Annotated in this window: 28 protein-coding genes and 1 pseudogene; 10 read left to right on the top strand and 19 right to left on the bottom strand. The window is 70.5% G+C overall.

The genetic code is table 11. The features are described 5' to 3' along the window. Positions 1 to 121: 121 nt before the first annotated feature. The 3 genes from LWF15_RS26945 to LWF15_RS37830 all read right to left on the bottom strand — a co-directional run bounded on the left by LWF15_RS26945 (position 122) and on the right by LWF15_RS37830 (position 3173). The gene (locus tag LWF15_RS26945) at positions 122 to 865 is read right to left on the bottom strand and encodes a helix-hairpin-helix domain-containing protein (RefSeq protein ID WP_232813744.1); all 744 of its coding nucleotides are present in this window, start codon (positions 863 to 865) and stop codon (positions 122 to 124) included. 209 nt (positions 866 to 1074) lie between these two features. Continuing rightward, entirely contained in the window at positions 1075 to 1983 is a 909-nt protein-coding gene (locus tag LWF15_RS26940; RefSeq protein ID WP_232813743.1) for a DegV family protein, read from the bottom strand. Between the two features lie 50 nt (positions 1984 to 2033). Then, a complete protein-coding gene (locus tag LWF15_RS37830) occupies positions 2034 to 3173 on the bottom strand; it encodes a GGDEF domain-containing protein (RefSeq protein WP_232813742.1) in 1140 nt (379 codons plus the stop codon). A 140-nt stretch (positions 3174 to 3313) separates the two neighbouring features. Between LWF15_RS37830 and LWF15_RS26930 the strand changes: the two genes are divergently transcribed. Beyond that, the gene (locus tag LWF15_RS26930) at positions 3314 to 5455 is read left to right on the top strand and encodes a RecQ family ATP-dependent DNA helicase (RefSeq protein ID WP_232813741.1); all 2142 of its coding nucleotides are present in this window, start codon (positions 3314 to 3316) and stop codon (positions 5453 to 5455) included. 399 nt (positions 5456 to 5854) lie between these two features. Here LWF15_RS26930 and LWF15_RS26925 read toward each other — a convergent pair whose 3' ends face one another. Next, positions 5855 to 6301 carry a hypothetical protein gene (locus tag LWF15_RS26925; RefSeq protein ID WP_232813740.1) on the bottom strand — a complete coding sequence of 149 codons (447 nt, stop codon included), beginning with the start codon at positions 6299 to 6301 and terminating at the stop codon, positions 5855 to 5857. Between the two features lie 416 nt (positions 6302 to 6717). On the opposite strand from LWF15_RS26925, the gene LWF15_RS26920 reads away from it, so the two are divergent. After that, entirely contained in the window at positions 6718 to 7674 is a 957-nt protein-coding gene (locus LWF15_RS26920) for a helix-turn-helix domain-containing protein (protein ID WP_232813739.1), read from the top strand. Next, the gene (locus LWF15_RS37825) at positions 7625 to 7834 is read left to right on the top strand and encodes a DUF397 domain-containing protein (RefSeq protein WP_232813738.1); all 210 of its coding nucleotides are present in this window, start codon (positions 7625 to 7627) and stop codon (positions 7832 to 7834) included. Before LWF15_RS26920 ends, LWF15_RS37825 begins: the two co-directional genes overlap by 50 nt. A 261-nt stretch (positions 7835 to 8095) precedes the next feature. Here LWF15_RS37825 and def read toward each other — a convergent pair whose 3' ends face one another. The 3 genes and pseudogenes from def to LWF15_RS38250 form a co-directional block, all read right to left on the bottom strand. Then, positions 8096 to 8611, bottom strand: coding sequence for a peptide deformylase (def, locus tag LWF15_RS26910; protein ID WP_232813737.1), 516 nt, complete (start codon positions 8609 to 8611; stop codon positions 8096 to 8098). 13 nt (positions 8612 to 8624) lie between these two features. After that, positions 8625 to 8834, bottom strand: coding sequence for a hypervirulence associated TUDOR domain-containing protein (locus tag LWF15_RS38255; RefSeq protein ID WP_352396647.1), 210 nt, complete (start codon positions 8832 to 8834; stop codon positions 8625 to 8627). A 39-nt stretch (positions 8835 to 8873) separates the two neighbouring features. Then, positions 8874 to 9263 (bottom strand): annotated as a pseudogene (locus tag LWF15_RS38250) (DNA polymerase ligase N-terminal domain-containing protein); the annotation flags it as partial. A 1-nt stretch (position 9264) separates the two neighbouring features. On the opposite strand from LWF15_RS38250, the gene LWF15_RS26900 reads away from it, so the two are divergent. Further along, entirely contained in the window at positions 9265 to 9486 is a 222-nt protein-coding gene (locus LWF15_RS26900; protein WP_232813735.1) for an RNA-binding S4 domain-containing protein, read from the top strand. Between the two features lie 2 nt (positions 9487 to 9488). Here the strand turns inward: LWF15_RS26900 and LWF15_RS26895 are convergent, their stop codons facing one another. The 11 genes from LWF15_RS26895 to LWF15_RS26845 form a co-directional block, all read right to left on the bottom strand. After that, a complete protein-coding gene (locus LWF15_RS26895; RefSeq protein WP_232813734.1) occupies positions 9489 to 10223 on the bottom strand; it encodes a SprT-like domain-containing protein in 735 nt (244 codons plus the stop codon). Positions 10224 to 10403: 180 nt separating this feature from the next. After that, positions 10404 to 11435, bottom strand: a complete 1032-nt coding sequence (locus LWF15_RS26890) for a glycoside hydrolase family 26 protein (RefSeq protein WP_232813733.1) — start codon at positions 11433 to 11435, stop codon at positions 10404 to 10406. 109 nt (positions 11436 to 11544) lie between these two features. Next, complete coding sequence (locus tag LWF15_RS26885; RefSeq protein WP_232813732.1) at positions 11545 to 12858, bottom strand: glycoside hydrolase family 15 protein; 1314 nt, start codon at positions 12856 to 12858, stop codon at positions 11545 to 11547. A 187-nt stretch (positions 12859 to 13045) separates the two neighbouring features. Then, on the bottom strand, positions 13046 to 13855 hold the full coding sequence (locus LWF15_RS26880) for an SDR family oxidoreductase (RefSeq protein WP_232813731.1): 810 nt from the start codon (positions 13853 to 13855) through the stop codon (positions 13046 to 13048). A gap of 76 nt (positions 13856 to 13931) precedes the next feature. Further along, positions 13932 to 14645, bottom strand: coding sequence for a DUF3618 domain-containing protein (locus LWF15_RS26875; RefSeq protein WP_232813730.1), 714 nt, complete (start codon positions 14643 to 14645; stop codon positions 13932 to 13934). Beyond that, on the bottom strand, positions 14642 to 15073 hold the full coding sequence (locus tag LWF15_RS26870; protein ID WP_232813729.1) for a phage holin family protein: 432 nt from the start codon (positions 15071 to 15073) through the stop codon (positions 14642 to 14644). The genes LWF15_RS26875 and LWF15_RS26870 overlap by 4 nt, the downstream gene beginning before the upstream one ends. Next, complete coding sequence (locus tag LWF15_RS26865) at positions 15070 to 15750, bottom strand: hypothetical protein (protein WP_232813728.1); 681 nt, start codon at positions 15748 to 15750, stop codon at positions 15070 to 15072. The genes LWF15_RS26870 and LWF15_RS26865 overlap by 4 nt, the downstream gene beginning before the upstream one ends. A gap of 255 nt (positions 15751 to 16005) precedes the next feature. After that, positions 16006 to 17511, bottom strand: a complete 1506-nt coding sequence (locus tag LWF15_RS26860; RefSeq protein ID WP_232813727.1) for a SulP family inorganic anion transporter — start codon at positions 17509 to 17511, stop codon at positions 16006 to 16008. 113 nt (positions 17512 to 17624) lie between these two features. Then, positions 17625 to 18878: an MATE family efflux transporter gene (locus LWF15_RS26855; RefSeq protein ID WP_232813726.1), complete on the bottom strand. Its 1254-nt coding sequence runs from the start codon at positions 18876 to 18878 to the stop codon at positions 17625 to 17627. A 310-nt stretch (positions 18879 to 19188) separates the two neighbouring features. Next, positions 19189 to 19938, bottom strand: a complete 750-nt coding sequence (locus LWF15_RS26850) for a DedA family protein (protein WP_232813725.1) — start codon at positions 19936 to 19938, stop codon at positions 19189 to 19191. A gap of 82 nt (positions 19939 to 20020) precedes the next feature. Then, positions 20021 to 20551, bottom strand: a complete 531-nt coding sequence (locus tag LWF15_RS26845; RefSeq protein ID WP_232813724.1) for a GNAT family N-acetyltransferase — start codon at positions 20549 to 20551, stop codon at positions 20021 to 20023. Between the two features lie 159 nt (positions 20552 to 20710). Between LWF15_RS26845 and LWF15_RS26840 the strand changes: the two genes are divergently transcribed. The 4 genes from LWF15_RS26840 to LWF15_RS26825 all read left to right on the top strand — a co-directional run bounded on the left by LWF15_RS26840 (position 20711) and on the right by LWF15_RS26825 (position 23663). After that, entirely contained in the window at positions 20711 to 21103 is a 393-nt protein-coding gene (locus tag LWF15_RS26840) for a GntR family transcriptional regulator (protein ID WP_232813723.1), read from the top strand. Beyond that, entirely contained in the window at positions 21100 to 21999 is a 900-nt protein-coding gene (locus LWF15_RS26835; protein ID WP_232813722.1) for an ABC transporter ATP-binding protein, read from the top strand. Before LWF15_RS26840 ends, LWF15_RS26835 begins: the two co-directional genes overlap by 4 nt. Continuing rightward, complete coding sequence (locus LWF15_RS26830; RefSeq protein WP_232813721.1) at positions 21996 to 23036, top strand: ABC transporter permease; 1041 nt, start codon at positions 21996 to 21998, stop codon at positions 23034 to 23036. The genes LWF15_RS26835 and LWF15_RS26830 overlap by 4 nt, the downstream gene beginning before the upstream one ends. A 90-nt stretch (positions 23037 to 23126) precedes the next feature. Then, complete coding sequence (locus LWF15_RS26825; protein ID WP_232813720.1) at positions 23127 to 23663, top strand: type II toxin-antitoxin system PemK/MazF family toxin; 537 nt, start codon at positions 23127 to 23129, stop codon at positions 23661 to 23663. Here LWF15_RS26825 and LWF15_RS26820 read toward each other — a convergent pair. Beyond that, complete coding sequence (locus LWF15_RS26820; RefSeq protein ID WP_232813719.1) at positions 23650 to 25146, bottom strand: MFS transporter; 1497 nt, start codon at positions 25144 to 25146, stop codon at positions 23650 to 23652. The genes LWF15_RS26825 and LWF15_RS26820 overlap by 14 nt on opposite strands. Positions 25147 to 25305: 159 nt before the next feature. On the opposite strand from LWF15_RS26820, the gene LWF15_RS26815 reads away from it, so the two are divergent. Together LWF15_RS26815 and LWF15_RS26810 are read left to right on the top strand one after the other, a co-directional pair. Next, entirely contained in the window at positions 25306 to 25929 is a 624-nt protein-coding gene (locus tag LWF15_RS26815; protein WP_232813718.1) for a TetR/AcrR family transcriptional regulator, read from the top strand. 9 nt (positions 25930 to 25938) lie between these two features. Beyond that, positions 25939 to 26856 carry a threonine/serine dehydratase gene (locus tag LWF15_RS26810; RefSeq protein ID WP_232813717.1) on the top strand — a complete coding sequence of 306 codons (918 nt, stop codon included), beginning with the start codon at positions 25939 to 25941 and terminating at the stop codon, positions 26854 to 26856. The last annotated feature ends 38 nt before the right edge of the window (positions 26857 to 26894 follow it).

Raw genomic sequence — 26894 nt, 5'->3', positions numbered from 1 at the left:
TCGGCGCCGCACGGCGGGGTCGCTGCTTCCACCGGCCCACTCCCGGATGTCGGCCCAGAAGCTCCGCTCCCCCGAAACCTCCGCCGTCGCGCTCACCCGCGCCACCCGTCCTTCATTGGATTCAGACCCGGACCAGAGGGCGCAGCTTTTCCATGGTCGCGTCGCCGATACCCGAGACTTCGTTCAGATCGTCGACCGTGGCGAATCTGCCGTTCGCCTGGCGCCATTCGACGATCCGCGCAGCCAGCACCGGCCCGACGCCCGGCAGCGCGTCCAGTTCGGTGACACTGGCCGTGTTCAAATCGATCTGCGCAGCAGAACCAGACCCGGCATTCCCGCCAGAGCCGGCGGACGCTTCCACCGAACCACCATCGGACGACTCAGCCGGAAGCTTCTGCCCGGGCTTGGGAACGAGGATCCGTTCCCCGTCAATAACTTTGCGGGCCAGGTTGATGCGGGCCAGATCAGCCCGGCCGGTCGCGCCGCCGGCCGCCTCGATCGCGTCCTGCACCCGGGCATCAGACCCCAGCGCGACTACGCCGGGTTCACGCACCTGACCCACCACATGCACACGCAAGGGCCCGGGGGACGGCGTTGAGTCCGCCACGGCAGTTACATCCGGAGCAGACGAAGGAACCGGCTGCGCAGCGGAAGTGGAAACCAGTGGCGCGCTTTCGTCGATCAGTGCTCCTTCCGAACCGCCGTCGGAGCGCAGAAGGAACACGACCACGACAGCCACCACCATGAGCGCCGCCACGGCCACAGCGATTGCCGCGCGCAGCGGAACCTCCCACCGGGCACCGCCCGGAACCCGGCCGCGGATCAGGCTCTCGCGCAGCTCACGCAGGGCCCGTTCCTCGTCCACGTCGTCGCCGGCGCTCGACCAGGTCTGCGGCCAGGGCTCGTGGCCGTGCTGGTCGTCGGCGCCGAGAACTCGCGCTCTGCGGCCTGTCTCACGCTCCGATCCCATGAATCGAAGCTAGGCGCCCATCTCAGCGAGGAGCCACCCAGAAGATCTGCCTGTGGACAAACCCCGGTTCGTACCGGTCAAGGCAGGCACGAAACCGCGGCAGATCAGCTGTCCAGGCCGCGGGCCACGACCACTCCCACGGCCCCGGGACCGACATGGGCGCCGATCACCGGGCCCACCTCCACGACCGGTACCTCGGCCAGGGAGGGCAGGTGTTCGCGCAGCCGTTCGGCCAGTTCGGTCGCCCGCTCCGGCGCAGACAAGTGATGAACAGCGATCCGGACGCCGCCGTCGTCCTCAAATTTGCTGGGATCCACCCCGTCCACCTCGCTCACCGCCAACTCGAGGAGCCTGGTCAGAGCACGCTGCGTGGTGCGGACGCGTTCGAGCGGCTCGAGCCGGCCGTCGGCCAGGGCCAGGACCGGTTTGATCGTGAGCGCGGACCCGAGCCAGGCCTTGGCCGCGCCGATCCGGCCTCCGCGGCGAAGGAACTCCAGGGTGTCCAGATAGATGTAGATCGAGCTGTTCAGCGAGCGACGGGCCGCGATCCGCGCCACGTCGGGCCCGTCGGCTCCCCCGGCAGCCGCCTCAGCGGCCGCCTGCACGCCGAACCCGAGTCCCATCCCCAGCGACCGGGAGTCGATCACGTCCACCTTCAAGCCACCCGCGGCCACCTCGGAGGCCGCCAGCCGGGCCGCGGCCACCGTCCCGGAGATGTCACCGGAGAGATGTACCGAGACCACTGCCGTGTGCCCGCGGGCCTGCAGACGCCGATACGTGTCGACGAAGACCTGGGGGGAGGGACGCGACGTGGTGACCGGCCGGTTCGCCCGCAGCGCGGCCACCACCTCGTCCGCCCCGAAGGTGATCTCGGTGTCCGAGCCGATGTCTTCGGGACGGGACACCCCACCCACGACGACCTGCAGCGGGACCACCGTTACACCTAGCTCTGCCGCCATCGGGGCCGGCAGGTAGGCGGTGGAATCGGTCACGACGGCTACGGAACCGGCCATGGTCGCCGAGGCTAGCGCGGATCTTGCCGAACCGGGACGCCGCCGGGCGATCAGGCCTCCGGTTCGGGCTTTCCGGCCTTCTCGGGCACGTCCGGCGCCGGCACGTTGGTCAGCGCCTCGTCCTCCTCAGCCATCCGCGCGGCGGCCCGGCGCTTCAGCGAGCGGCGCAGCGACAGGTCCTGGATGGCCCGCTCGAGCAGTCCTTCGAGGTCGTCGGCGTCCCAGGGCACCAGCGTGGCGATGCCCGCGCTGACCCGCCCCTGCCAGGTCTCCTTCGGCAGCTTCAGGGTCTCGGCCAGGTGCGCCCGGATCCGGCGCTCCATCTCCAGGGGCGAGGTTCCGGTGCCGGGGCCGATCATCACGAACTCGTCGCCGGCCCAGCGCGCCACCACGTCGGTCGCCCGGGTGGCCGATCCTAGTGCCTGCGCCACCGCGACCAGCACCTCGTCCCCGTCGCGGATCCCGTGTTCCTCGTTGATCCCGCGCAGCGTGTCCACGTCCACCACCAGCGCGTGCACCGCATGTCCCTGCCGGCGGGCCAGGTCGATCATCGGGCGGGCCACCAGTTCCAGCCCCTTGCGGTTGGCCACCCCGGTCAGCGGGTCCTTCACGGACTGCTCCATCACCTGCCGGTGCGCATCGACCAGGGCCATCGCCGCACTGGTGCGAGCCCTACGGACGGCTGCGGCCAGTACGCCGGCCGCGATCACCAGCAGCAGCACGTTCACCCAGCGCGCTGCCTCGTCGACGGTGAAGCCGCCCCTGGCGGCGGCGGTGGCGACGCACCCCACCCACAGTGCACCGCAGGCCGCCAGCACCGACCAGAACCAGTTCCGGGCAGAGACGACGCAGGCGGCCGCCGCGGCCACGATCAGTTCCGCGGCCGGCCAGTACTGGTCGATCAGCCCGGCCCGGGCGCAGGCCGCGCTCGCCGCCATGATCGGCACCACGGCGGCCGCGGTCTCCCGCCGCCAGCCGGGCAGCCGCCGGCTCGAGGCCATGAAGGCGATCAGCACGAACAGCAGGGCGCAGACGCCGTCGACGGCGATCAGCACCCCGCGGTACTGGATCTCCATGAACAGGCCGAGGACGGCGCTGACCGCATGGATGGCGGCGAAGCCGAGGCAGAGACGGGGCAGGCCGAGGCTGGTGGCGTCACCGGCTCTGGGCGCGAGGTAGGCAGGACTCACGAGGAGGGAATCGGCCGCGGGCGCACCCCGCTTGAGGTGACGTCCGTCCCACCGGTCCTGACCCACACGAACACCGGTTCATCCACAGGTGCGAGGTTCGGAGTTCAGAACTGTCGGAGGTGCGTGGCAGTCTCGGGTGCGTGACCACCACACCTACCGCCACCCGCAGCTCCGAGGTCCGCGCCCGTGCCGAAGAGGCACTGCGTGGGCTGGTCGGTTCGCCCCAGGCCCAGCTGCACGAAGACCAGTGGGTGGCGATCGAGGCGCTGGTGGTCGATCATCGGCGGGCCCTGGTGGTGCAGCGCACCGGCTGGGGTAAGTCCGCGGTCTACTTCGTGGCCACCGCGCTGCTGCGGGCGGCCGGGGCCGGGCCGACCATCATCATCTCCCCGCTGCTGGCGCTGATGCGCAACCAGATCGCCGCGGCCGAGCGGGCGGGCATCCGGGCGGTCACGGTCAACTCCTCCAACGCCGAGGAGTGGGCCGAGGTCTACCGGGCGATCGAGGCCGGCGAGGTCGACGTGCTGCTGGTCTCGCCCGAGCGCCTGAACAACCCGGACTTCCGCGAGCGCGCCCTCCCCCGGCTCACCGCGGCCACCGGCCTGGTGGTCATCGACGAGGCGCACTGCGTCTCCGACTGGGGCCACGACTTCCGGCCCGACTACCGGCGCATCCGCACCCTGCTGGCCGAACTGCCCGCGGGCATCCCGGTCCTGGCCACCACGGCAACGGCGAACCAACGAGTGACGTCCGACGTCGCCGAACAGTTGTCGGTCACCGGAACATCCACTCTGGACGACGTGCTGGTGCTGCGCGGCACGCTGGACCGGGCCTCGCTGCACCTGGCCGTGGTCGAGCTGGCCAACCCGGCGCAGCGTCTGGCCTGGCTGGCGGAGAATCTGCGCACGCTGCCGGGCTCGGGCATCATCTACTGCCTCACTGTGGCCGCCACCGAGCAGGTCGCCGAGCACCTGCGGGCGGCCGGGTACGAGGTCGCGGCCTACTCCGGTCAGACCGAAGAGACGCAGCGCCGGGCCGCCGAGGCCGATCTGCTGGGCAACCGGGTCAAGGCGCTGGTCGCCACCTCCGCCCTGGGCATGGGTTTCGACAAGCCGGATCTCGGCTTCGTGATCCACCTCGGGGCGCCGCCCTCGCCGATCGCCTACTACCAGCAGGTCGGGCGCGCCGGGCGCGGGCTGTCCCAGGCCACGGTGGTGCTGCTGCCCGGCCGCGAGGACCGCGAGGTCTGGAACTACTTCGCCGGCCTCGCCTTCCCGGCCGAGCACCAGGTGCGGGCCACGCTGGAGGCGCTGGCCGACCGCGAAGGGGCGATGTCCACCCAGTTGCTGGAGACCCGGGTCGACCTGAGCCGCACCCGGCTGGACATGATGCTCAAGGTGCTCGACGTGGACGGCGCGGTGCAGCGGGTGCGCGGCGGCTGGGTCAGCACCGGTAGGCCCTGGCAGTACGACGAAGACAGGTACGAACGGGTGCGGGCGGCCCGGCGGGCCGAGGAACAGTCGATGCTCGACTACGTCCACACCACCGGGTGCCGGATGCAGTTCCTCCGGCGCACCCTCGACGACGACGCGGCCGCTCCCTGCGGCCGGTGCGACCGCTGCGGCGGGGTTCAGCTCGACGTGAACGTGGCCGAGTCCGACGTGCAGTCGGCCGGTCAGGTGCTCGACCGTCCGGGAGTGCCGGTGGAGGCTCGCAAGCAGTGGCCCAACGGCCTGGCCGAGCTCGGCCTGTCCCTGAAGGGACGCATCGCTCCGGCCGAGCAGGCCGGGCCGGGGCGAGCGATCGCCGGTGTCACCGATCTCGGCTGGGGTGCGCAACTGCGGGAGCTCTTCGCCCCCGACACGCCCGACGGCGAGGTCCCGGTGCCGCTGCGGCACGCCATCGTGGCGGTGCTCGACCACTGGGAGATGCCCGAGCGGCCCCAGTGCATCGTGGTGATCGAGTCGTTGTCGCGGCCGCATCTGGTCCGCCACCTGGCCGAGGGCCTCTCCAAGTACCTCCGCCTGCCGATCGCCGCCCGCCTCGTGCCCGACCCGTCGATCCCGCCGGACGAGGGCACGGCCAACTCGGCCCAGCGTGTGCTCGCCGTGGCCAACCGGTACACCCTCGTCCCGGTCGAAGGCGCGCCTGGTCTAGAGGGACAGCCCGTCCTCCTGATCGACGACCGCACCGTCACCGGCTGGACGTTGACCGTGGTGGCCCGTCAGCTCCGCAAGGCCGGCGCCTCGGCGGTGTATCCGCTGGTGCTCGCGACCAACTGAAACGTGGCGCGGACTCCCGGGGGCGCCGGCGCTCGGCCCGCTTACAGAGTCGAAGCGGGCCGACGTGTGTCGGTGGGGTGCGGCTGCCCGCAGCTTGACGGCGGCTTTAGTGGTTGCGGTGGCTTGACGATCGGGCCCTGGCCGGGTTCCGAGCGAGGCCGGCCGCGTGTCGGGGCGACAGCGACTGGGCCCGACGCACGCCCTGTGCACAGACAAAGGCTCGGCCCTCGCCACCCCCGGGGAGAGGACGAACGCGCGGAGGGAAGCGCGTCGGCGAGGGCCGAGCCGATCAAGGGGTGTGGCCCTCCGGAAGACGACCGACACAGACGCGGCCCAGGGAACGGGCCGCTCAGCAGGGGGTGCTCCCTGGGCGAAAACCCGAGGCAGCACCACCGAAGTTCAGACCAACAGCACGACTTGCCGGCGGGAATCGTCTGTGAGGCGATAGCGGGCACTGCCCACCGTCAGCATCAACGCGCCCCGCTCCCAGGCCCAGGCCACGCTGCCCGCCACCATCGGCCGGGCCAGCAGAGAGCCGGCCACTGGAGCAACCACAGGAGCAGCCGCAGCGCCAGTCACGGCGTGATCAGCGGCACCGACCGAAGTTCCGATCGAAGTGCGGATCACCGGGCGGGAAGCAGCACCGGCCGGGCCGACTGCGGCGGAATCCATCGCATCGGACGGTCCAGCCAGCCACTCGGCGAACAACCGGCGTGACACAACGGACATCTCAACCAATTGATGCCTCAGATGCACGGTTTCACGCCGCACCTCGATCTCGGCGGGCGGCGCCGGCCAGCCACGACCGTTCAGCAGGTCGATCCGGAATCGACCGACCCATTCCATCGGGTCCACCCCGGACCAGGGATCAAGAATGCGCGGCCGACGATGCCCCGCGGCCACAGCACTCACCCCAGAAGTCGCATCAGGAACAGACCCCTGCCGCGGGAGTGCGCCGACGCCCGAAAGGTTTGGACGGGCGAAACTTCCTGCCCCCTGCGCCATTCCCGAATCACCGATCACACCAGGAACACGCGTCTCTGGACTTTCCACCGCCGAGCCCTCTCACGCGGACTGCACAACTCCCGACAGATCCCGGTTCTTCGAGATGACCTGCATCTAACTCCTTCGCCACCGAATTGACAACTATCAGAAGCGGTTTGCTGAAAAACTCGTGGCAAATCGCCGTCCGGCGATCGAACTCGTCAGTAGGTGATATTCAATTGCCTGACAAGAGGAATCAGATGGAAAGGTCTAGCGTCATGGCTGAACCGGCCGGAACCATCGGGATCGCCTTGCTGCGCCGCCACATCGGGCGGCATTTCGAGCGCCTGCGCGTGCAGGCCGGGCTCACCCAGGACCAGGCGGCCGAGCGGGTCGAGCTGAGCAAGTCCACGCTGATCCGGATGGAGAACGGCAACGACGGCGTGAAGTTCCGCGACGTGCAGGTCCGCCACATGCTCGACCAGTACAACGCCTCCGGCACCGACCGGGAGGTGCTGATGGCGCTGACCGCGGAGACCCGGCTGGGCCCGCGCAAGTCCTGGTGGCACGACTACACCGAGACCTCCCTGCCCCCGTGGTTCGCGATGTACGTCTCGCTGGAGGACTCGGCGGCGGTGATCCAGTACTACGAGCAGGAACTGGTGCCCGGTCTGCTGCAGACCAAGAGCTATGCCGAGCGGGTCATGCAGGTCCCACCCGGCTACGTCGACGAGGCCGAGGCCGCCCGCCGGGTGCAGGCCCGGATGGAACGGCAGAGTCTGCTCACCCGGCCGATGGCGCCGCGGCTGGAGGTGGCGATCTGCGAGGCCGTGCTGCACCGGCTGCTGGGCATGGGCGAGGAGGTCGCCCGGGAACAGCTCGAACACCTGCTCGACGTCACGCAGCGGATGAACGTGGAACTGCGCGTGGTGCCCTGGGAGACGGGAATGCACGGTGGTGTCGCGAGTGGTTCCTTCATTCTTCTGCATTTCCCCCGCGACCCGTTCACGGACGAGCCTCTGGAACCACCAATGGCGTATTCTGACTCGCTGACTGGCGCCATGTATCTCACGAAACCGGCCGAGGTGCACAGTTACCGACTGGTCTGGTCGGACGTTCTCAATAACGCGCTCGATCCTGGCGCCAGCCGTTCGGTACTGACCACCTTCCTGGAAGGATTGCACAGTGACGGAGAACCCCACTCCCGAATGGTTCAAGAGCAGCCGCAGCGGTAACGGCAACGCCTGTGTCGAGGTAGCCACGAACCTGCTGCCCAGCACCGGGCAGGTTCTCCTGCGGGACAGCAAGAACCCAGATGTCGCGCCGTTCGCCTTCACTCGGGCCGAGTGGGAGGCGTTCGTGGGCGGGGCCCGGGACGGCGAGTTCGACATCTGAGCACCACCGCTCTTCGAACCGTGAGGAGCTCCCGCTGATCCGGAGGCCGGCGCAACCACGTGAAGTTCGCCGGCCTCCGTCGTAGCCCGGCATCAAAAGCCGGAAAAGAATTGCTGGCCGGCTGACCGGAATTTCCATCCTTATGAAACGAACTGCGTATTCCCGGGCCCACTGCTTCTAGGCGTAGTCATCGCCGGGTGAACAGTTCCTGACGGCCGAGAGGGTTTTCACCTGGCATTAGTCGCGGACAGCGACGAACTCTCACACCGTCTCGACCTCTTGCCGGGCCCGCCGGCGCACGTCACCGCTCAGCCGGTCCAGGTAGACCTTCCCGATCACGTGGTCGCTCTCGTGCTGCAGACAGCGCGCGACCTCCCCCTCGCCGGTGATCTCGATCGGGGCCCCGGTCTGGTCCTGCCCGACCACGGTGGCCCGCCGGGCCCGGGCGGTCGGATAGCTGTGCCCGGAGACCGACAGACAGCCCTCGGGCCCGGTCTCCACCTCTTCGGACAGCTCGGTGATGCGCGGGTTGGCGACCACCGCCACCACGCCCTCGCAGTCCATCACGAAGAGCGCGTGACTGAGCCCGATCTGGTTCGCCGCCAGTCCCACCCCGCGGGCCTGGTACATCGACGCGAACATCAGCTCGACCGTCGCGGCCAGGGCCTCGTCGAACACCGTGACCGGGTCGGCCTTGGTGCGCAGGACCGGGTCGCCCAGCTGACGGACCGGAGCCGGCTTCGGGGCTCTTCTGGCTGTTGTCCTCCGCTTCGCCATCCCCGAATCGTACTCAGGAGCTCTTGGTCAGCGCCCCCGCCTTGTGCGCCGCCCGGTGGCCGCTCTTGTCGCTCTCGACCACGTACATCGGCTCGTCCTCGCTGGCCGTGAACTTCTGCTTGGCGAGCTGGAAGTCCTTCTTCTTGACCTCCTTCACCACGCCGTGGGTGGCGCCCTGCGGAGTGTTCCAGGAGACCTTGTCCCCCACCTTGATCTGCGACATTGCAGCAGCTTGGCCCGCCTGCGCAGCACCCGCGACCGGAGGCTGCTCCTTGGTGCGGTGCAGCAGCCAGTCGGTGTCGGTACGGATCAGCGCGTACCGGGACGAGCCGTCGCGCCCGTGCAGAACGAAGACGAACCGGCGGGGGTTGCGGTCTTCTTCTTCCCACCAGCCGATGTCGGCGATGAACTTGTTCTCGTCGGTGTAGGTGAGGTGGTCCAGATGGTGGTCCGGCACCGCCACGGCGAGGCGGTTGTGCCGCGGCGAGTCGGGCAGGCCGCGGGGCACGGCCCACGAGCGCAGCACCCCGTCCTGCTCCAGCCGCAGGTCGAAGTGCGGCCGGGGCACCCGATGGTCGTGCAGAACGAAGGACGGTCGGCGCACCGATGACTCCACCCTGCGATTTTGGGGCGTCCCCGGCTCACGCTGCATCATGTCCTGCGTGGTTGAAGTCGAGATCAGTGACGAGTACATCCCGCTCGGGTCGTTCCTCAAGCTTGCCGGGGCGATCGACAGCGGCGGGGACGCCAAGCTCATGATCGCCTCGGGCGACGTGGACGTGAACGGTGAGCCCGAGAGCCGCCGCGGCCGCAAGCTGCGCCCCGGCGACGTGGTGACCACTGCCTCCGGCAGCTGGACCATCACCCGGGGCTGAGCTCAGCAGCGTTCCACCTGGGCGAACGGGACCGTGAGCAGCTGCCGCCGGACCTGCACTTGGTAGCGGGTACGGCCGATCTTGATCACCTTCCCGGTGCTGCCCGAGTACTTGCCCGGGCAGATCAGCCGCACCCGGGTGCCGATCGGCAGCAGCGCCGCGGCCCGGCCGGTGACCGCCGGCTCGGGCAGCGCCCCCCGGGCGGCCACCGCCGGCTCGGGCCGGGCCGGCCGCACCCGCTGCTGCACCCAGCGCCGCTCGGCCACGTAGCTGGGGTGCATGGGCACCACCTCGCCGTTGCGCGTCCAGTCGAGCAACGCGCTCGGGTCGAAGGTGCGTGAGCACTCACCGCAGGACTGCACCCGGACCGGCTGACGGTGCCGGGTGATCGAGTGCCCCCGCGCGCAGGTGCCCTTCCACGGGCCCGGTGGACGCGGTGCGTCCACCGGGAGGGTCCGGGTGCCCGAGCAGCCGATCTGGCGGGCCTTGGCCTGCCAGACCTCGTCGTGCCCGTGGTGCGGGCCGACCAGTGCGTGGGCGATCTCGTGCAGCACGGTCTCGGTGACCTCGGCCCGGCTGTGCAGCTGGGCGAGGACCCGGCTGAGACCGATCTCGCGGGGTTCGGCCCGGCAGATGCCGGCCCGCGTCTTGGCGTTGTCGAACACGAGCCGCCAGCCGGAGAGCCCGTGATGCCGCATGAGCCCGACCGCGAGTGCCCGCGCCTGGATGAGCTCCACCCTTGCCGCTCCCTACCGACGATCCTCAAGGTGGAGATGAGACTAGGCGTACCCACCGACAACTTGGGCCTCGCCGGGCGATTCTGTGGAAAAGTTCTTCGGACGGCGAAGGTCACTGTCCGCCACCACTTTTCAACCGCAGGCAATCAGGCGTACAACGCCCTGCGAAACCCCGCAGGTCTACCGCGTGGAGCGGGCCAGCCGGATCGCGGATCTGACCTGCCGGCGATACTCAGCGCGAGCCTTCGGGTTCAGGCTGAGTGCACCGGCATGGGCCGGATCGGTGCTGTTGAAGTACGCCTCGTAGGCCAGGTTGGCCCGGTTCTCCCGGAAGAAACCGAACATCTTGCGCATGTAGTTGGCGTTGTCCCCGCCGCCGTTGCCCTTCCAGGCGTAGCCCGGGTACAGGCCCCACTCCGGCACGGTCAGCCGCTTGCCCTTGGCCTTGGCGAACCGGGCCCAGTAGCGCAGCCCCTGGTTGCCGTTGAGCTGCTTCTCCCAGCCGGCCTTGGTGGTCACCGCCGGGTATCCGTCGTAGCTGTCGATGCCCACGTAGTCCACGTACTTGCGCCCCGGCCAGGCCTTGGTGGCGTCGCTCAGCGCGTCGCCGATCCCCCGGTTCACCGACCAGTCCCAGCGCAGACCCGGGGCCTGCGACTCGGCCGAGTTGAACACGTGCCGCCAGCACTTCACGAAGTGCACCGGGTTGTAGGCCGCCCAGGCCACCCAGGTTCCGTTGAACTCCCAGGCCAGGCGCACGATCGTGCGGTCGGCCGAACCGGTCGCGGCGGCGTTGCGGCCGAACGTCTGCCAGTACTTGTTGTACTTGCCCCGGGCACAGGCGGCCAGGGTCCAGCCTCCGGTCTCGGGGAAGGGCGCGGTGCTGATCACCAGGGTCTGCGGCGCCCCCTTCCAGGTCTGCATCAGCCATTCCGGGTTGGAGATCTCGGTCCAGTTGGCCCGGCCGGCGTAGGTCAGGGCCACGTCGGAGGCCGCCCCCCGCTGCTCCCCGAAGTCGACCTGGGCCGAGGGCACGTAGTCGGGCATGTAGGCGCCGCTCGCCCAGGCCATGCCGGACTGCTTCTTCGGCAGCTTCGGCGGCGTGGCGGCGGTCGCCGACGTGGTCGTCCCGATCATGGTCAGGGTGGTGGCGGCGAGCATCGCGGCCCCCACCGCACCGACGGAACAGAGGACCGAGCGTCTGATTTTCACGACATCCCCAAAGCGCAGAGCGAGCAACGGCTTACCGTTCGTGACGGTAGCACTCCGCTCTGTAACTAAAGTGGCGGACGTGTCCCCCGGTCGGCTGAGTCACTGCTGGTCAAAGCAGGTCAGCAGTGAGCACTGTGACGGCGTCGGACCAGGCCAGCGGGGCCGGGCCGGCCGGGGCCCCAGCACTGGTCACCTTTTCCGCGATCGAGCCGTAGGCGGTGCGATGGTCGCGCAGCCAGTTCATCCGCCACGTAGCGCTACCGGTGTCGCCGATCGCCGCGCCGGTCAGGGCGAACAGGGCGGTCTGCGGCGTCCAGCTGATGCCGTCGTTGCGCCAGCCCACTCCCGGCGCCAGCCCACCGGCCGGTCGCGCCATCTCACGCCCAGCCTTACGCCAGGCCCGTACGACCGCTGGGGAGGCCTTGGCGGTGAAGGGAGGCAGCAGGAACGAGAGCGATGCGTCTGAGGCGTCCCCGCCCAGTTCCCGGGGGTAGCCGTGGGCACCGAACTCGGTGGCGATGCTCTTCTCCAGCCGATCGGCCCGGCGCTCAGCCGACCTCGCGGTAGTACGGGCGCCGAGCATGCCCTGCAACGCACTTGCCGACCGTAGGCCCAGGGCGATGGGGGCAGCAGTGCCCAGACTCAGCCGGTACATCGGCACCTCCCAGTAGTCCTGGGAGTGCGGAGGGAGGGCATCTGCCGTGTCGGTCAGGCGGAGCGCCGCGTCGGTAGAGGAATCGATCATGGGGCGCAGCGTGGTCAGAACCGCTTCGCGATCGGCCTCAGGCAACGACTCGACCAGCCGCAACGTCGCCCACAGCACCCAGCCGAGACCGTCCGACTGTTTGCCCCGGGCATCGGGCACCCCGGTCTCGTCCGGCAGGTAGCGCGCCTCGAAGACCCCGTCCGAGGGTTGCTGCCGCTGCACGAACTCCAGCACTCGCAGCGCGTCTTCCGGATGCCCCGAGACGGTGAGAGCTACGGCCACGAAGGCCGCGTCCCTGGGCCAGACGTACCGCCAGGCTCCCGGCCAGGCCGCCAGGGAGGCACCGTTGTCCAACAGGAGCGTGTGGATGTCCAGCAGCGCAGTCTCGACCATCTCCGCGTAGGGCCCGCCGGCCCCCGGAATCGTGCCTGACTCGACCCACTCCCTCTGCTGCGCGGCCAGCGCGGCTGACGCCGACGCGTCCTCTGTTGTGACTGTGGTTCTGGTCAGCAGCGCGGCCGAGTCGGGGGTAAGCACGCGGGTGCCGGGGTAGAAGTCGACCACCGATGGGTCGGTCTCGGGAGAGATGGGGATGCGAGTGCCGTCTGGTCCGATCCCCACCACCTGGGTAAGCAGGGGTGCCGCCAAGTTCGCGGATCGCTCCCGGCGCTGCTCCAGCCGCATGACCCCCGCGGCCAGCACGAGCATCACGGTCACCACCGTCACGATCCGCAGAGCTTTCTGGCTTGAGGACGCTCGTGGGCCTGGACCGTCGACGGCGGCGCCCGCCGCTGTGGTCCGGTCCCCGGCATCCGTGCCGGAGACAGGTTCGGAGGCAAGATCGACCGGGCTCACAAGCCCACTCTCCCAGGAACCACACCGCTGCTCAGCCCCAGGTCTCGACTCAAACGCGACGCCAGTCGTCCGCCTTGAGGTGCGATCCGCCCTGCGGGCCCATGTTGAGCATCCCGCCGTCCACCGACCAGGAGGCCCCCGTGACGTAACTGGCCGCCGGGGAGGCCAGGAAAGCAATCACCGCGGCCACCTCGTGGGGATCGCCCGGACGGCCCAGAGGAACCCCGGGACGACTGATCGTGTGCGGGTCCACGCCCTCGGTCCGGTTCATCGCCGTGGCGATCTCGCCGGGCGCCACGCTGTTGGCCGTGATCCCGTGTTCGCCGAGTTCCAGCGCAGCGGTCTTGATCAACGCCCCCAGCCCGGCCTTGGCCGCGTCGTAGGCCGCGGCCCCGACCCGCGGCTGATGCTCGTGCACGCTGGTGACGGCGATCAGGCGACCGCCCTCCCCGGCCTCGACCATCGCCCGCGCGGCGGTCTGCAGGCACACGAAGGCGCCGTCCAGGTCGACCGCGACCACCCGCCGCCAGGTGTCCAGCTCCATCTGCAGGAACGGCGAGGCCTGCCCCATCCCGGCGTTGTTGACGAACACCTGCAGCCCGCCGAGCCCGGCGATCAGCGCCTCGATCACCGCCGCACACGATCCGGGGTCACCGGTGTCCAGCCGGGCCAGCACCGCACGCCGGCCCCGGGCCTCGATCTGCGCCGCCACCCGGGCCGCCGCCGCCTCGTCGTCGAACCAGGTCAGCCCCACGTCCAGACCGGCCTCGGCGAGCGCCAGGGCGGTGGCCCGGCCGATCCCGGACTGCGCGCCGGTCACGATCGCGGTGCGCGGCCGGAAACCATTCGGTGCGCTCATCGTCAGCCTCCAAACACGTAAGGGCGGATCGTGCCGAATTCTGCACGATCCGCCCTGGCCACGACGTGGAGCTGAATCAGGAACGGGTTTCCTGCACCCGCTCCTTGGCCTGGACACCCTGGTCCTTGACGTCCTGCCCGGCCGAAGCGGCCTCGTCCTTCACCGTCTGGGCCGCCTCACCGGCGGTGGAGCGCACCGACTCGGCAGCCTCCTGGGCGCTCTCGCGCAGGTGCTGGCCGACTTCCTGGGCCACCTCGGAGGCCGGGCCGGTGAGGGTCGAGGCGTTCTCCTTCAGCGCCGCCACGGCCTCCTCCTCCTTGCGGGTGGCCGGCAGCAGCGAGCCCAGCAGCATGCCCGCGCCGAAGGCGATCAGGCCGGCGGCGAGCGGGTTGCCCTCGGTGCGGGCCTTCACCGCACCCGGGGCGGCCGCGATCGCCTCCTGCGAGGTGGCGGCGGCCGAGGCCACGGCCTCCTGCGACGACGAGGCCGCCGAGCCGACGGCGCTGCGGGCGTCCCCCAGGGTGGAGGACGCGCTGTTCCCGGCGCTCGAGGCGCTACCCATGACCTTCTCCTTCGCTGTGCCGGCGGTACCCATCACCCGGTCGCGGACGCTGCCCACGGCGTCGCGGGCCTTGTCCGCCTGACGCTTGGCGACATTGCTCGGCCGGACCGTCTCGGCGAGCGTGTTGACGTCGGTACTCAGTTCCTGGCGGGTGTTCTCGATCCGCGCCCGGATCTCTTCGGGGGTCTCGTTGCGCGGGGTCTCACTGCCGTAGGTCGGCTGGCTCATCGCACGTTCCCTTCGTTGCCCTTGACCGCATCCGGGATGCGCTTCACGCTGTCCGCGGTCCGGCCCAGGCCGGGCGCCGCCTTCACCTGGTTACGGCCCAGAACGCCCAGCACGGCGGCGATCACGGCGAGAACCACCGCCACGATCAGGCCGGACCAGCCACGGCCGATCTCGTTGCCCAGACCCCACCAGATCGCGATCAGCAGGAACACCACCGCGAGGTGGCCGACAACCCCTGCGGCACCGAGCATTCCGGCGCCCTTGCCCGACTGCTTCGCCGACTGCCGGAGCTCGGCCTTGGCGAGCTCGACCTCCTGGCGCATCAGGGTGGACAGGTCGCGGGTGATGTCGCCGAGCAGTTCACCGATCGACGGCGTCTCACCGGTGGGGGTGGGACGGGGCGCCTGGGCGTCGGGCGTGGTGGTCACAGCCCCTCCCGGCGATCAGCCGGGAAGCTGGTGCCCGGAACGGTCTCTTCGTAGCGCTCGTACGGCACCGGGTCGGCCAGCGGGTCGACGACCGACTCGGCCGGAGTGGGGTGCGGGTAGCCGGGCACCGGAGCCCCGGTGGTCCCGGCAACCGGAGCAGCCGGCGCGGGCGGGGTCGCGAACGACGGGCCGGTGGTGTAACCCGTTGCCGCAGAGGTGGACTGGGACTCGTTCTTGGCCTCGCTGATCGCCCCGCGGGTGAGCCGCCCGGCGATCAGGCCGGCCCCGGCCGCGATCGCCAGGAACGTGCCCGGACGGCGGCGGGCGAAGTCGGTTACCTCCTGGAGCACGCCTCCCGGGTCGCGCTGGTCCAGCCAGCCGGCCACGTCACTGGCCCGGCCGGAGGCCTCGCGCACCAGGTCGGAGGCGGGGCCCGCGTTGCCCCGGTCGGCCATCGAGGCCAGCTCGGTGCTCAGCGAGCGGATGCTCTCGGCCAGCCGCTCCTGCTGCGTGGCGGCCTGTCCCTGCAGCTCCTGACGGGTCTGCTCGTAGAGGTTCTTGGCCTGACCGGCGGCCTCCGAGGCCACGGTGGAGGCCTGCTCGGAGGCGACCGAGGCGACCCGGCGGCCGGCTTCGGTGGCGCCCTGCCCGACCTGGGCGGCCTGCTCCTTCGCCACACCGGGCGTGGACTCACTGGAAGACCCTGCAGAGTAATCGGATTCGGGGTAGGTGGTACGCGGGGGCGTACTGAACTGGTCGGCCATGTCAGCCTCACAAGGGGTTCGGTTCCTGAATTCCGAGCGGCTGGTCTGCACTCGCCGATGAGCCTCGCACCACAGATCCACCGCGCAACCGCACAGGTACCCACCAAACCGGCGGCAACCGGCCACCCGAAGGTGAAACCGGTTGCCGCGAAGTGGATCAGGAGTGGATCAGCCCAGTTTTCCGGCCAGTCTCAGGTGCATCGCCTCGCTGGTGGGATTCATCCCGACGATGGTGACCTCCTTGCCGCGGGCGGCGTACTTGGTCGAGATCGCGTCCATCGCCGCCACCGACGAGGCGTCCCAGATCTGGGCCGTGGTCAGGTCGATCACCACCCGCTGCGGGTCACCGGCGTAGTCGAACTGGTGCACGATGTCGTTGCTGGAGGCGAAGAACAGCTGCCCGTGCACCTGGTAGGTCTTCAGCGAGCCGTCCTCGCTGGTCTGCGCAGTCACCGTGACCAGGTGGGCCACCCGCCGGGCGAACAGCACGCTGGCCGCCAGCACCCCGATGATCACGCCGTAGGCCAGGTTGTTCGTGGCCACCGTGACGGCCACGGTGACCAGCATGACCAGGGTCTCGCTGCGCGGCATCCGGCGCAGGGTCGCCGGGGCCACGCTGTGCCAGTCGAAGGTGGTGGCCGAGACCACGACCATGACCGCCACCAGGGCCACCATCGGCATGTCGGCGACCACCGGGCCGAGCAGCAGCACCAGGACCAGCAGCCAGGCGCCGGCCATGAAGGTGCTCAGCCGGTGCCGTCCGCCGCTGTTGACGTTGATCATCGTCTGGCCGATCATCGCGCAGCCGCCCATGCCGCCGAACGCCCCGGCGGCCAGGTTGGCCACCCCCAGCCCGGCCGCCTCGCGGGTCTTGTCCGAGCCGGTGTCGGTGATGTCGTCGACCAGCTTGGCGGTCAGCAGCGTCTCCAGCAGGCCGACCAGGGCCAGGCCGAGCGAGAACGGCAGGATCAGGGTGAGGGTGTCCATCGTCCAGGGGATGTCCGGGATCCCCGGCAGCGGCAGGCCGTCGGGCAGCTTGCCCTCCTCCCCCACCGTCGGCACGTGCATCCCGAAGCCGATCGCCAGCGCGGTCACCACCACGATCGAGATCAGCGGGGCCGGCACCGCCTTGATGAACCGGGGGGCGAACACGATGATCACGATCGAGAGCACCAGCAGCGGGTAGACCAGGGCGGGCACGTCGAACAGGTGCGGCAGCTGGGCGCTGAAGATCAGGATGGCCAGCGCGTTGACGAAGCCGATCATCACGCTGCGCGGGATGAACCGCATCAGCCGGGCCACCCCGAGCAGGGCCAGCGCCACCTGGATCAGCCCGCCCAGCAGCACCGCGGCGATCACGAAGTCCAGCCCGTGCTCCTTGGCCAGCGGGGCGATCACCAGCGCGGTCGAGCCCGCCGCGGCGGTCACCATGGCCGGCCGGCCGCCGGTGAAGGCGATCACCACGGCCATCACGAACGAGGTGAACAGGCCCACCCGCGGGTCCAGCCCGGCCACGATCGAGAACGAGATCACCTCGGGGATCAGCGCGAACGCGGTGACCAGCCCGGCCAGCACCTCGACCCGCAGCACCGTCCAGGAACGCAGCCACTCGGGTCGGCGAACCCCCTCCGGGCCACTCACAGGGCCCGGCGGATCGGTCAGGACGGCACTCATGGTCAACCTTTCGGGAAGCTCAAAACCGAGCGTGACTCTAACGCGGCGGCACAGTTGGCTCTGGCCAAAGGGAAGTCACCGCCGAGTGAGCTGGCTCACCCGAACGTCAGGGATCAGAAATGGAGCGGCTGGGCCGGCACCTCGGCGCGCCGCCCGGATCCGCGTAGGAAGGATTCGCGCAGGAACAGGGCCCAGAGCGTGCCGGCCCCGATGACGTGGGCGGCGACCAGCCCCACGGCTGCTCCCCGCACACCGTGCAGCTGTGCCCCCAGCAGCCCGAGGCCGAGCAGGAGCAGGGCCTGCAGCAGGGCCACCTGACGCAGCAGGTCGCCGCACCGCCAGGCCCGCAGCGCCAGCCCCGGACCGGTGGCCAGGGCCAGCATCACCACGCCGACCACCGCGGGCTGGAGCACCGTGCGGGCGCCCTCCCAGGTCTCACCGGTGAGGTGCATGCCGACCGCGTCGGGCACGACCGAGATCGCCACCGCCCACAGCACGGCCACCACGGCCAGCCCCGTGCCGGTGAGCAGGGCCGGGCGGAGCAGCGAGCGCTCCTGCAGGGCCCGCAGCTCGAACCGGGCCGACAGCAGCGAGGCGGTGGCGGTGATCGCCACGTAGGCCGGGAGCAGGAACATCTGCGCGGCCCAGAGCGAGCCGACCGCGGACAGGCCGACCACCGCACCGATCAGGCAGTAGGCCAGGTAGAGGGCACCGAGGCCGAGCACGTGCTCGACGGCGGCCCGCACGCTCAGGTGCCGGTTCAGGGCGAACCACAGCCGGGCCCGGCCCACCGAGGGCAGCAGGCCGGTCATCAGGCAGCCCAGGGCCGCGGTGACCAGCGCCACGACGCCCCAGCCGAAGGTGATGGGAACCATCGAGTCGTGGTCGGCCGCGGCCAGCAGGCCGACCACCGTGAACTGGGCGGCGGCACCGGTCAGGCCGAGCATTAGGGCGGGGCCGGGGCGGCCGGCCGCGATGTAGACGAAACGCAGGGCGTCCTGCACGAGCAGGCCGGGCAGGGCCAGGCCGATGGCGAACACGGCCATGCCCAGGTCGCGCCCGGGCAGCAGCACGGCGGCCAGGCAGCACAGCAGACCGGTGACCAGGCCCAGCAGCACCGCGCCGCCGGTGGCCTCCTTGGCCGCATGCCTGCGCACCCGCGCGGGCACGTCGCTGAACTGGATCAGGAACACGTCGCTGACCATTGCCCGGGACAGGCCCAGGACGAAGCCGGAGGCGAGCAGCGCCACGCCGAACACGCCGAAGTTGCCCACCTCGGCGCTGTGGGCCACCACGAACGAGAGCCCGACCAGGGTCAGGCCGGAGAGGATCTGGTCGGCGACCTTCCACCACGCCCGCGACCGCATCGACCTCTCCGCCTGCCCCGACGGCACCGCACCGGCATCCATGAGCCGCGTCACCCGTCACTCCAGCAGCATCGGAAAACCCTTACGTGACGAGAGACTAGGCGCTCGCACCTGAGAGCGCGCTGACATGACGCCAGGGCCGGGGTTTTACACCTGTCCGGCCGAATCGGTCCCGATGCGTCTTCGGGCAAACCTGCGATACAACGCTTTTCACGTGACGAAGCCCCGCCGGAACGTCCGGCGGGGCTTTCACTGTGCTCCCGGGCGCCCCTGCGGCCGCCCGGAAGAATTCAGCGCGAGTACAGCGTTTTCAGACGCCGGTGTGATCGCGGTCACGACGCGACCGCGAGGCCGTACCGTGCCGGGAGGGCGTGTTGCGGTACTGGACCACGCGGCGCCCGATACCGAACGCGAGCACCCCGAGGATCGCGGCGTAGAGCACGTAGTCCAGGTAGTGGGCGTAGCCCTCGACCTTCTCGTACTGCGTACCCAGCGCCATCCCGGCGCCGATCAGCAGGGCGTTCCAGATCCCGGTGCCGAGCAGCGTCCAGGCGGTGAACTTCCACAGCGGCATGCCCGCTGCCCCGGCCGGGAGCGAGATCAGACTGCGGATACCGGGCACGAAGCGGCCGGTGAACACCGCCACGGAGTCGTACTTGTTGAACCACTCGGCGGAGTTGTGCACGTCGGAGGCGTCCATCAGGGGGACCTTGGAGGCGATCCAGGCGGCGCGCTCCAGGCCGATGATCGCACCCAGGTAGTAGAGGACGATCGAGCCGATCACCGAGCCGAGGGTGGCCAGCACGAACACCAGCACCATGTTCAGCTCGCCGACCTGCACCTGGTAACCGGCCAGGGGCAGGACGATCTCGCTCGGGATCGGCGGGAAGACCACCTCGAGGAAGCTGAGCGCCCCGACCCCGATCTCGCCGAGATCGGCGATCAGGTCGAGGGTGAAGCCGGTGAGTCCGCCGACGTCCCCCTCGGTCTGGACGGGTTCGGTGGCGGACGCCAGAAGCGCCGGCGGCAGATGTGTCGTCGGTGTCAGAGCGAGGGTCACAAGGGAACGACTACCACGGGGGCCGAAAAGGTTCCCAATTCCCCGGGTCAGTGCCGAGCGTCACCCGGAACCCGCAGTCCGGTCACAGCTCGTCGTTGGTCCACTCGATCTCGCCGTCCACCACCACGATCGTCGGATGCAGCCCGATCGCCCGGGCCACCCCCTTCGAGGCCCGGTGCCGCGGGTGGATGCAGGCGGTGAGCCGCTGCACCCCGTGGCCCATCAGCCAGATCGCCGTCTCGCCGGCGGCCTCCCGGGCGAACCCGTGCCCCTGCGCGTCGAAGGCCAGCACCCAGCCCAGCCGGGCCTGCTTCACGTGCCCCCGCCCGAGCGTGACGGTGGCCTGCACGGTGCCCACCAGACGGCCCGTGCGGTGCCGGATCATCCAGTTCAGCCAGCCCTGCAGCCCGTCCGGCGAGTGCCCCTCGGCCTGCCGGCGGAACCGCTCGCGCAGTTCGTCCAGCGAGCCGGGCCGGCCACCGGTGAAGGCGTGGATGCGCTCGTCGGACATCCACGGATAGGCCTCTTCGGCGTGTTCCGGGCGCAGCGGCTCCAGATCCAGGCGCGCGCTCTCCAGGTAGGTCGCGACCGGCCACGACAGCTGAGTACCCATCACGTCTCCCCCCCAGACGCCCGGCAGTCCCCCCACCATGCCGCACCCGCGACCGTCCCGCAGCGCGGAACACCGGGACGGACGAATCCGCACCTGACTCTCGTCAACGATCAGTGGGTCTACCTAAAGTGCTATTGCCCTACACCAATGGAGGAACCGATGATCGAGTTTCACCTCGACGGCCGGTCCGGGGTGTCTCCCTACCTGCAGATCGTCCAGCAGGTCAGGCACGCACTCCGGCTCGGCCTGCTCACCGAGGGCGACCAGCTGCCCACGGTCAAGGACGTGGTGGCGGTGCTCGCGATCAACCCGCACACCGTGCTCAAGGCCTACCGCGAGCTCGAGCACGACGGTCTGGCCACGGCCCGGCCGGGCGTCGGCACCTTCATCACCGGTTCCCTGGCCACTCCGGGCCTGGCCGTGATGCGCCCGCTGCGCCGGGAGATCGACGGCTGGATCGGCCGGGCGCGCGGCGCCGGGCTGGACGACGAGAGCATCGAGGCCCTGTTCCTGGCCAGCTTCCGGGCCTCGGCGGCGGAGGGTGTGGCATGACCGGCGTGCCCGCGCTGAGCGCCCACGGCCTGGGCAAGCGCTACCGGCGCCGGTGGGCCCTGCAGGACTGCGACCTCGAGGTCCCCACCGGCCGGGTGGTCGGACTGGTCGGCCCCAACGGCGCCGGCAAGAGCACCCTGCTGAACCTGGCGGCCGGTCTGCTCACCCCCACGAGCGGCAGCATCGAGGTGCTCGGCGGCCGGCCCGCCTCCGGTGCCGAACAGCTGGCCAAGGTCGGCTTCGTCGCCCAGGACGCCCCCACCTACAACAGCCTCAGCGTGGCCGACCACCTGCAGCTCGGCGCTCGTCTCTATCCCCGCTGGGACGCGGAGCTGGCCTCGGCCAAGATCGAGCGGCTCGGCCTGGACCCGAGGCAACGCGCCGGCCGGCTCTCCGGTGGCCAGCGGGCCCAGCTCGCCCTCACCCTCGGCGTGGCCAAGCGGCCAGAACTGCTGCTGCTCGACGAGCCGGTGGCCAGCCTCGACCCGCTCGCCCGCCGCGACTTCCTGCAGGACCTGATGACTTCGGTGGCCGAGCAGGAGCTGAGCGTCATCCTCTCCTCGCACCTGGTCTCCGACCTGGAACGGGCCTGCGACTACCTGATCGTGCTGGTCGGCTCGCGGGTCCTGCTCAGCGGTGACATCGAGGAGCTGCTGGCCGCCCACCACCGGCTCACCGGGCCGCGGCGCGACATCTCCCGGCTGCCCGCCGACCAGCACGTGATCAGCGAGCGCCACACCGACCGGCAGACCACTCTGCTGATCCGGACCGACCAGCCGGTGCTCGACCCGGCCTGGACCGTCACCCCGCTCACCCTCGAGGACCTGGTGCTCGCCTACCTGGGCAGCGACCGTCCGAGCACCCCGGCCCGGCCCTCTCTGGAGGTTCAGCGATGATCTGGCTCCACTACCGGCTCTCCCGGCTGCAGCTGCTGATCGGGCTCGGCGCCCTGGCCGTCGTCGCCCTGGCCCTGGCTCTCACCGGGCCCGACCTGGCCGACCTGTCGAGCTCCGAGAACTTCCTGCAGCAGGCCGCCCGCCACACCCCGAACAGCTTCCTCTACGTCGCCACCATCCTGCTCACCTATGCGGTGCCGGCCCTGCTCGGCGCCTTCTGGGGAGCGCCCCTGGTGGCCCGCGAGGTGGAGGCCGGCACCCATCGGCTGATCTGGGCCCAGGGCGTGGGCCGCACCCGCTGGCTGGCCTACCGGCTGGGCCTGGGGGCGGCGGCCGTGCTGGTGATCAGTGGGCTGCTGACCTTGGCGATCACCTGGTGGGCGGCGCCGATCGACGCGGCCGTGCCGAAAGAGGGCCCGACCGATGTCTTCTCGTTCAACCGGATGAGCCCGTTCCTGTTCGGCGTGCGCGGTCTGGTGCCGATCGGCTACGCACTGTTCGCCTTCACCCTGGGCGTGGTGCTCGGCATGGTGCTGCGCCGCACCCTGGTCGCCCTCGGCCTGACCATGGCGTTGATGGTGGTGCTGCAGGTGTGCATGCCGCTCTTCGTCCGCGCGCACCTGGCCGCCCCGATCGACACCCGGCTGGCCATCACCCTCGACAACCTGCGCGGCCTGGAGGGCACCGGGTCCCCACAGAACCCGCAGCACAAGACCTTCCACATCTCCGGGGCCGGGGCCGCCGACTGGGTGCTGAGCGACGAGACGGTAGACCGCAGCGGCACCGCGCCGGCTCAACTGCCCGACTACGTACCCGACTGCATGCCGGAACCCGGGCAGGACGACTCCGCGTCGGCCCCCGGAGGTGAGCGCGACCGGTGCATCCAGCAACTGGCGGCCGACGGCTACCAGCAGCACATCGTCTACCACCCCGAAAGCGCCTTCTGGACGTTGCAGTGGCGGGAGACCGGCCTGCTGGTCGGGGGCGCGGCCCTGCTCACCGGCTTCGCCTTCTGGCGCATCCGCCGAGACCTGTGAGCGCCTCCACTAAGCCCTGTGAGCGCATCCGCAGAGGCCTGTGAGCGCCCGCCCGGTGGCCCGCCCCAGAAGACCTCGTAGGGTGCGGGGATGGCATCAGCTTGGTGGGATTCAGCGCTTCGTCTGCTCGGGCTAGGACGGCCCGAGCAGACTCCCCGACGGAACCGGTCCGGCCCAAAGCCCAAGCCCCCGGCCGCAGCATCGACCAGCACCAGCACGGCCTACGCGGGTGACTTCACCGGCAAGGCCAAGATCACCTATGCCCCGGAGGCCGACGGCGCCCCGGACCCGGGCGAGGTGGTCTGGGCCTGGGTGCCGTACGAGGAGGACCACAGCCAGGGCAAGGACCGGCCGGTGCTGGTCGTCGCCGAGCACCGCGGCCACCTCCTGGGCCTGATGCTGACCAGCAAGGACCATGATCGTGACGCGGCCCAGGAGGCCCGGTACGGACGCCGCTGGATGGACGTCGGCCCGGGCGCCTGGGACCGCCAGAACCGGCCCAGCGAAGTGCGTCTCGACCGGGTGCTGCAGCTGAACCCGGCCGCCGTGCGGCGTGAGGGAGCCGCTCTGCCCCGTCCCGTGTTCGAAAAGGTCGCCGCCGGCGTCCGTGAGGTCAACGGCTGGTAGTTCCGGAGGGAATCACCCGCCAGGCCACCAGCCCGGCCACCACCACCAGCCCGGCGGCGATCCACGAGGTGGCCTGCATCGCCTCGGCGAAGGAGTGCCGAGCCGCCTCGAGCAGTTCGCCGTCGGGCAGGACCTGGGCCGCCCGCGCCAGCGAGTCCTGCACGGCCGCCCCGGCCCCCTCGGGCAGGTGGTTGCGGTAGAGCACGCCCTGCAGCGAGCCGAGCACCGCGATACCCACGGCAACCCCCAGCTCGTAGGACATCTCGGAGATGGCCGAGGCCGATCCCGCCCGCTCGCTGGGCACCGAGCTCAGCACCGCGTCGGTCGCCGCCGCGAACACGACCCCCACGCCCAGGCCGATGATCACCAGGCCCAGCGCGAGACCCGCGTAGCCTTCGACCGTCTCGAACACGGCCAGCACAGCCAGCCCCAGAGCCGTGAAGAACAGCGAGAAACCGAGCGAGCGCCCGACCCCGAGCCGGACGATCAGCGGCACCGCCACGACCACCACCGCGATCGAGGCGATCGTCAGCGGCAGTTCACGCAACCCCGCCTGCAGCGGCGAGTAACCCTTGACCAGCTGCAGGTACTGGGAGAAGAAGTACAGCAGCCCGCTGAACGCGAAAATGGCTATGAACTGGGCCAGTACGGTGCCCGAGAAGGCCGGCCGCCGGAACAGGGTCACGTCGACCAGAGGATGACTGAGCCGCCGCTGCCGCTGCACGAAGATCCAGCCGAAGGCCACCCCGGCCAGCGCCGCGCCCAGCCCGAAACCGTCTGCCCCCTCGTGCGCCAGGTGCTTGACCGCCCAGACCAGCGGCACGATCGCGAGCACCGACAACAGCGCGCTGAGCAGGTCGAAGCTCCCCGGCCGGGGGTCACGGGACTCCGGCACCAGCCAGAGCACGGTGGCCACCATCAGCGTCATCACCGGCAGGTTGATCACGAAGACCGAGCCCCACCAGAAGTGCTCGAGCAGGAAGCCACCCACCACCGGGCCGAGCGCGGCACCACCGGCCGCACCGGTCGACCAGATCGCCACCGCCCGGGTGCGCTGCCGGTCGTCCGGGAACAGGTTGCGCACGATCGACAGGGTCGAGGGCATCAGCGTGGCTCCGGCCACACCCAGCAGGGCGCGGGCGGCGATCAGCCAGCCCGGCCCGGGGGCGAACGCGGCCAGCAGCGAGACCAGCCCGAACCCGACGCCGCCGATGATCAGCAACCGCCGCCGGCCGATCCGGTCGGCCACCGTGCCCATCGTGATCAGCAGGCCGGCCAGGGCGAACGAGTAGATGTCGCCGATCCACAGCAGCTCGGTGCCGGAGGCGTTCAGGTCGGCGGTCAGCGAGGGCACGGCCAGCGCGAGCACGGTGCCGTCGACTGCCAGCAGGGTCACGGCCAGCGTGAGCGGCACCAGCGCGGCCCACTCGCGGGGTCCGGCCGACTTCGCCGGCCGGTCGGTGGGCAGGACGGGAGTACTCATGCCCTCAGGTTACGGACCACATGGTCGGTTAAGCAAACCATTTGGTCGGCTATTAGGCTGTCCGAGGGCAACCCCGATCTGAGGACGTCCGTGGACACCGATGCTGGACCGGTCTCCTGGTCAGGGTGGTCGGCTGAGATTCAGAACAGAGGAGGCCAGGTGGCCGAACGAGAGCGGGATCCGGCGCGGACCCGACGCGCCGTGCTGAGTGCAGCGGCCCGGGTGGTCGCCGCCAAGGGCGCCGGGGTCAGCATCGACACCATCGCCCGGGAGGCCGGGGTGTCGAAGGGCGGCCTGCTGCACCACTTCCGTTCCCGCGACGAACTGCTCCTGGCGGTGTGCGAGGACCTCCTCGAGCAGTTCACCTCCACGGTCCTGGCTGCGGTGGACCCGGCCGACCGGGCCCCCGGCCGCAACCTGCGGGGCTACATCCGGGCCTCGTTCGACATCCTGCGCAACGAGCCGTCCCCGGTCGAGCACGTGGCCCTGGTCTCGGCCCTTTCCAACGTCCCGGGAGTGGGCGAGCTGATGCTCCGGGACAAGCAGCAGTGGAAAGACCTCTTCGCCCCGGACGGTCTCGATCCGCAGCGCGTGCTGCTGATCATGAGGGCCGCCGACGGCGCATCCATCGCCGGCCTGTACGAAGGCGGTCACCAGCACGAAGAGCTGGAGTACACCCGCCAACTGCTGCTGGCCCTGACCTACGCCGAGGAACCACTGGTGCAGCTGCCCGACGCACCGCCCTGGCCGGCCTCCCTCAGCGACGGCACCGAGCCCGCGTAGGGTGAATCGGTGATCACGCGAGACGACGTCCTTTCTGCCCGCACCCGCATCGCCCCCTACATCCGCCACACTCCCCTGCTGGCGGCCGAGGGCCTCTGGTTCAAGTGCGAGTTCCTGCAGAAGACCGGCGTTTTCAAGACCCGTGGGGCGTTCAACCGGCAACTGGCGGCCCAGGAGCGAGGCGAGCTCGACCCGCAGACCGGCATCGTCACCGCCTCCGGCGGCAACGCAGGCCTGGCCAACGCCTACGCCGCCTCGGTGCTGGGCGTACGCGCCACCGTCTTCGTGCCGCAGACCGCGCCCGCGGTCAAGGTGGCCCGGCTGCGCGGGTACGGCGCCGAGGTGGTGCAGGTGGGCACCGAGTACGCCGAGGCCTACGCCGCCGCCACGGCGCACGTGGCCAGCACCGGCGCGCTCTTCTGTCACGCCTACGACCAGCCCGAGATCGTGGCCGGGGCGGGCACCCTGGCCGAAGAGATCCTCGACGACGCCCCCGACGTGGACACGATCGTGGTGGCGGTGGGCGGGGCCGGCCTGTTCGCCGGCATTGCCGCCTCGGCCGAGCACCGGGCCAAGGTCGTGGCGGTCGAGACCGAGCACTGCCCCACGCTGCACTCCGCCCTGGCCGCGGGCGAACCGGTCGACATCGCAGTCTCCGGCGTGGCCGCCGACTCGCTCGGCGCCCGCCGGGTCGGTGACATCGGCTGGAACCTGGCCCAGCGCACGTCCCCCACTTCGGTCCTGGTCTCCGACGAGGCCGTCGTCGAGGCCCGGCACCAGCTTTGGCGCGACTACCGCATCCCCGCCGAGCACGGCGCGGCCACCGCCTACGCGGCCCTTACCTCCGGCGCCTACGTTCCGGCCGAGGGCGAGAAGGTGGCCGTGGTGATCTGCGGCGCCAACACCGACCCGGCCACCCTCGTCTGACCAGAGTCTGATGCGGCTCAGCCCACAGGCTGACGCCC

Origin of the sequence: Kineosporia rhizophila (assembly GCF_021277265.1) — a bacterium.
GTDB classification, from domain to species: Bacteria; Actinomycetota; Actinomycetes; order Actinomycetales; family Kineosporiaceae; genus Kineosporia; species Kineosporia rhizophila.
The sequence above is the reverse complement of the archived record's forward strand: the minus strand, read 5'-3'. Positions and strand labels throughout refer to the sequence as shown.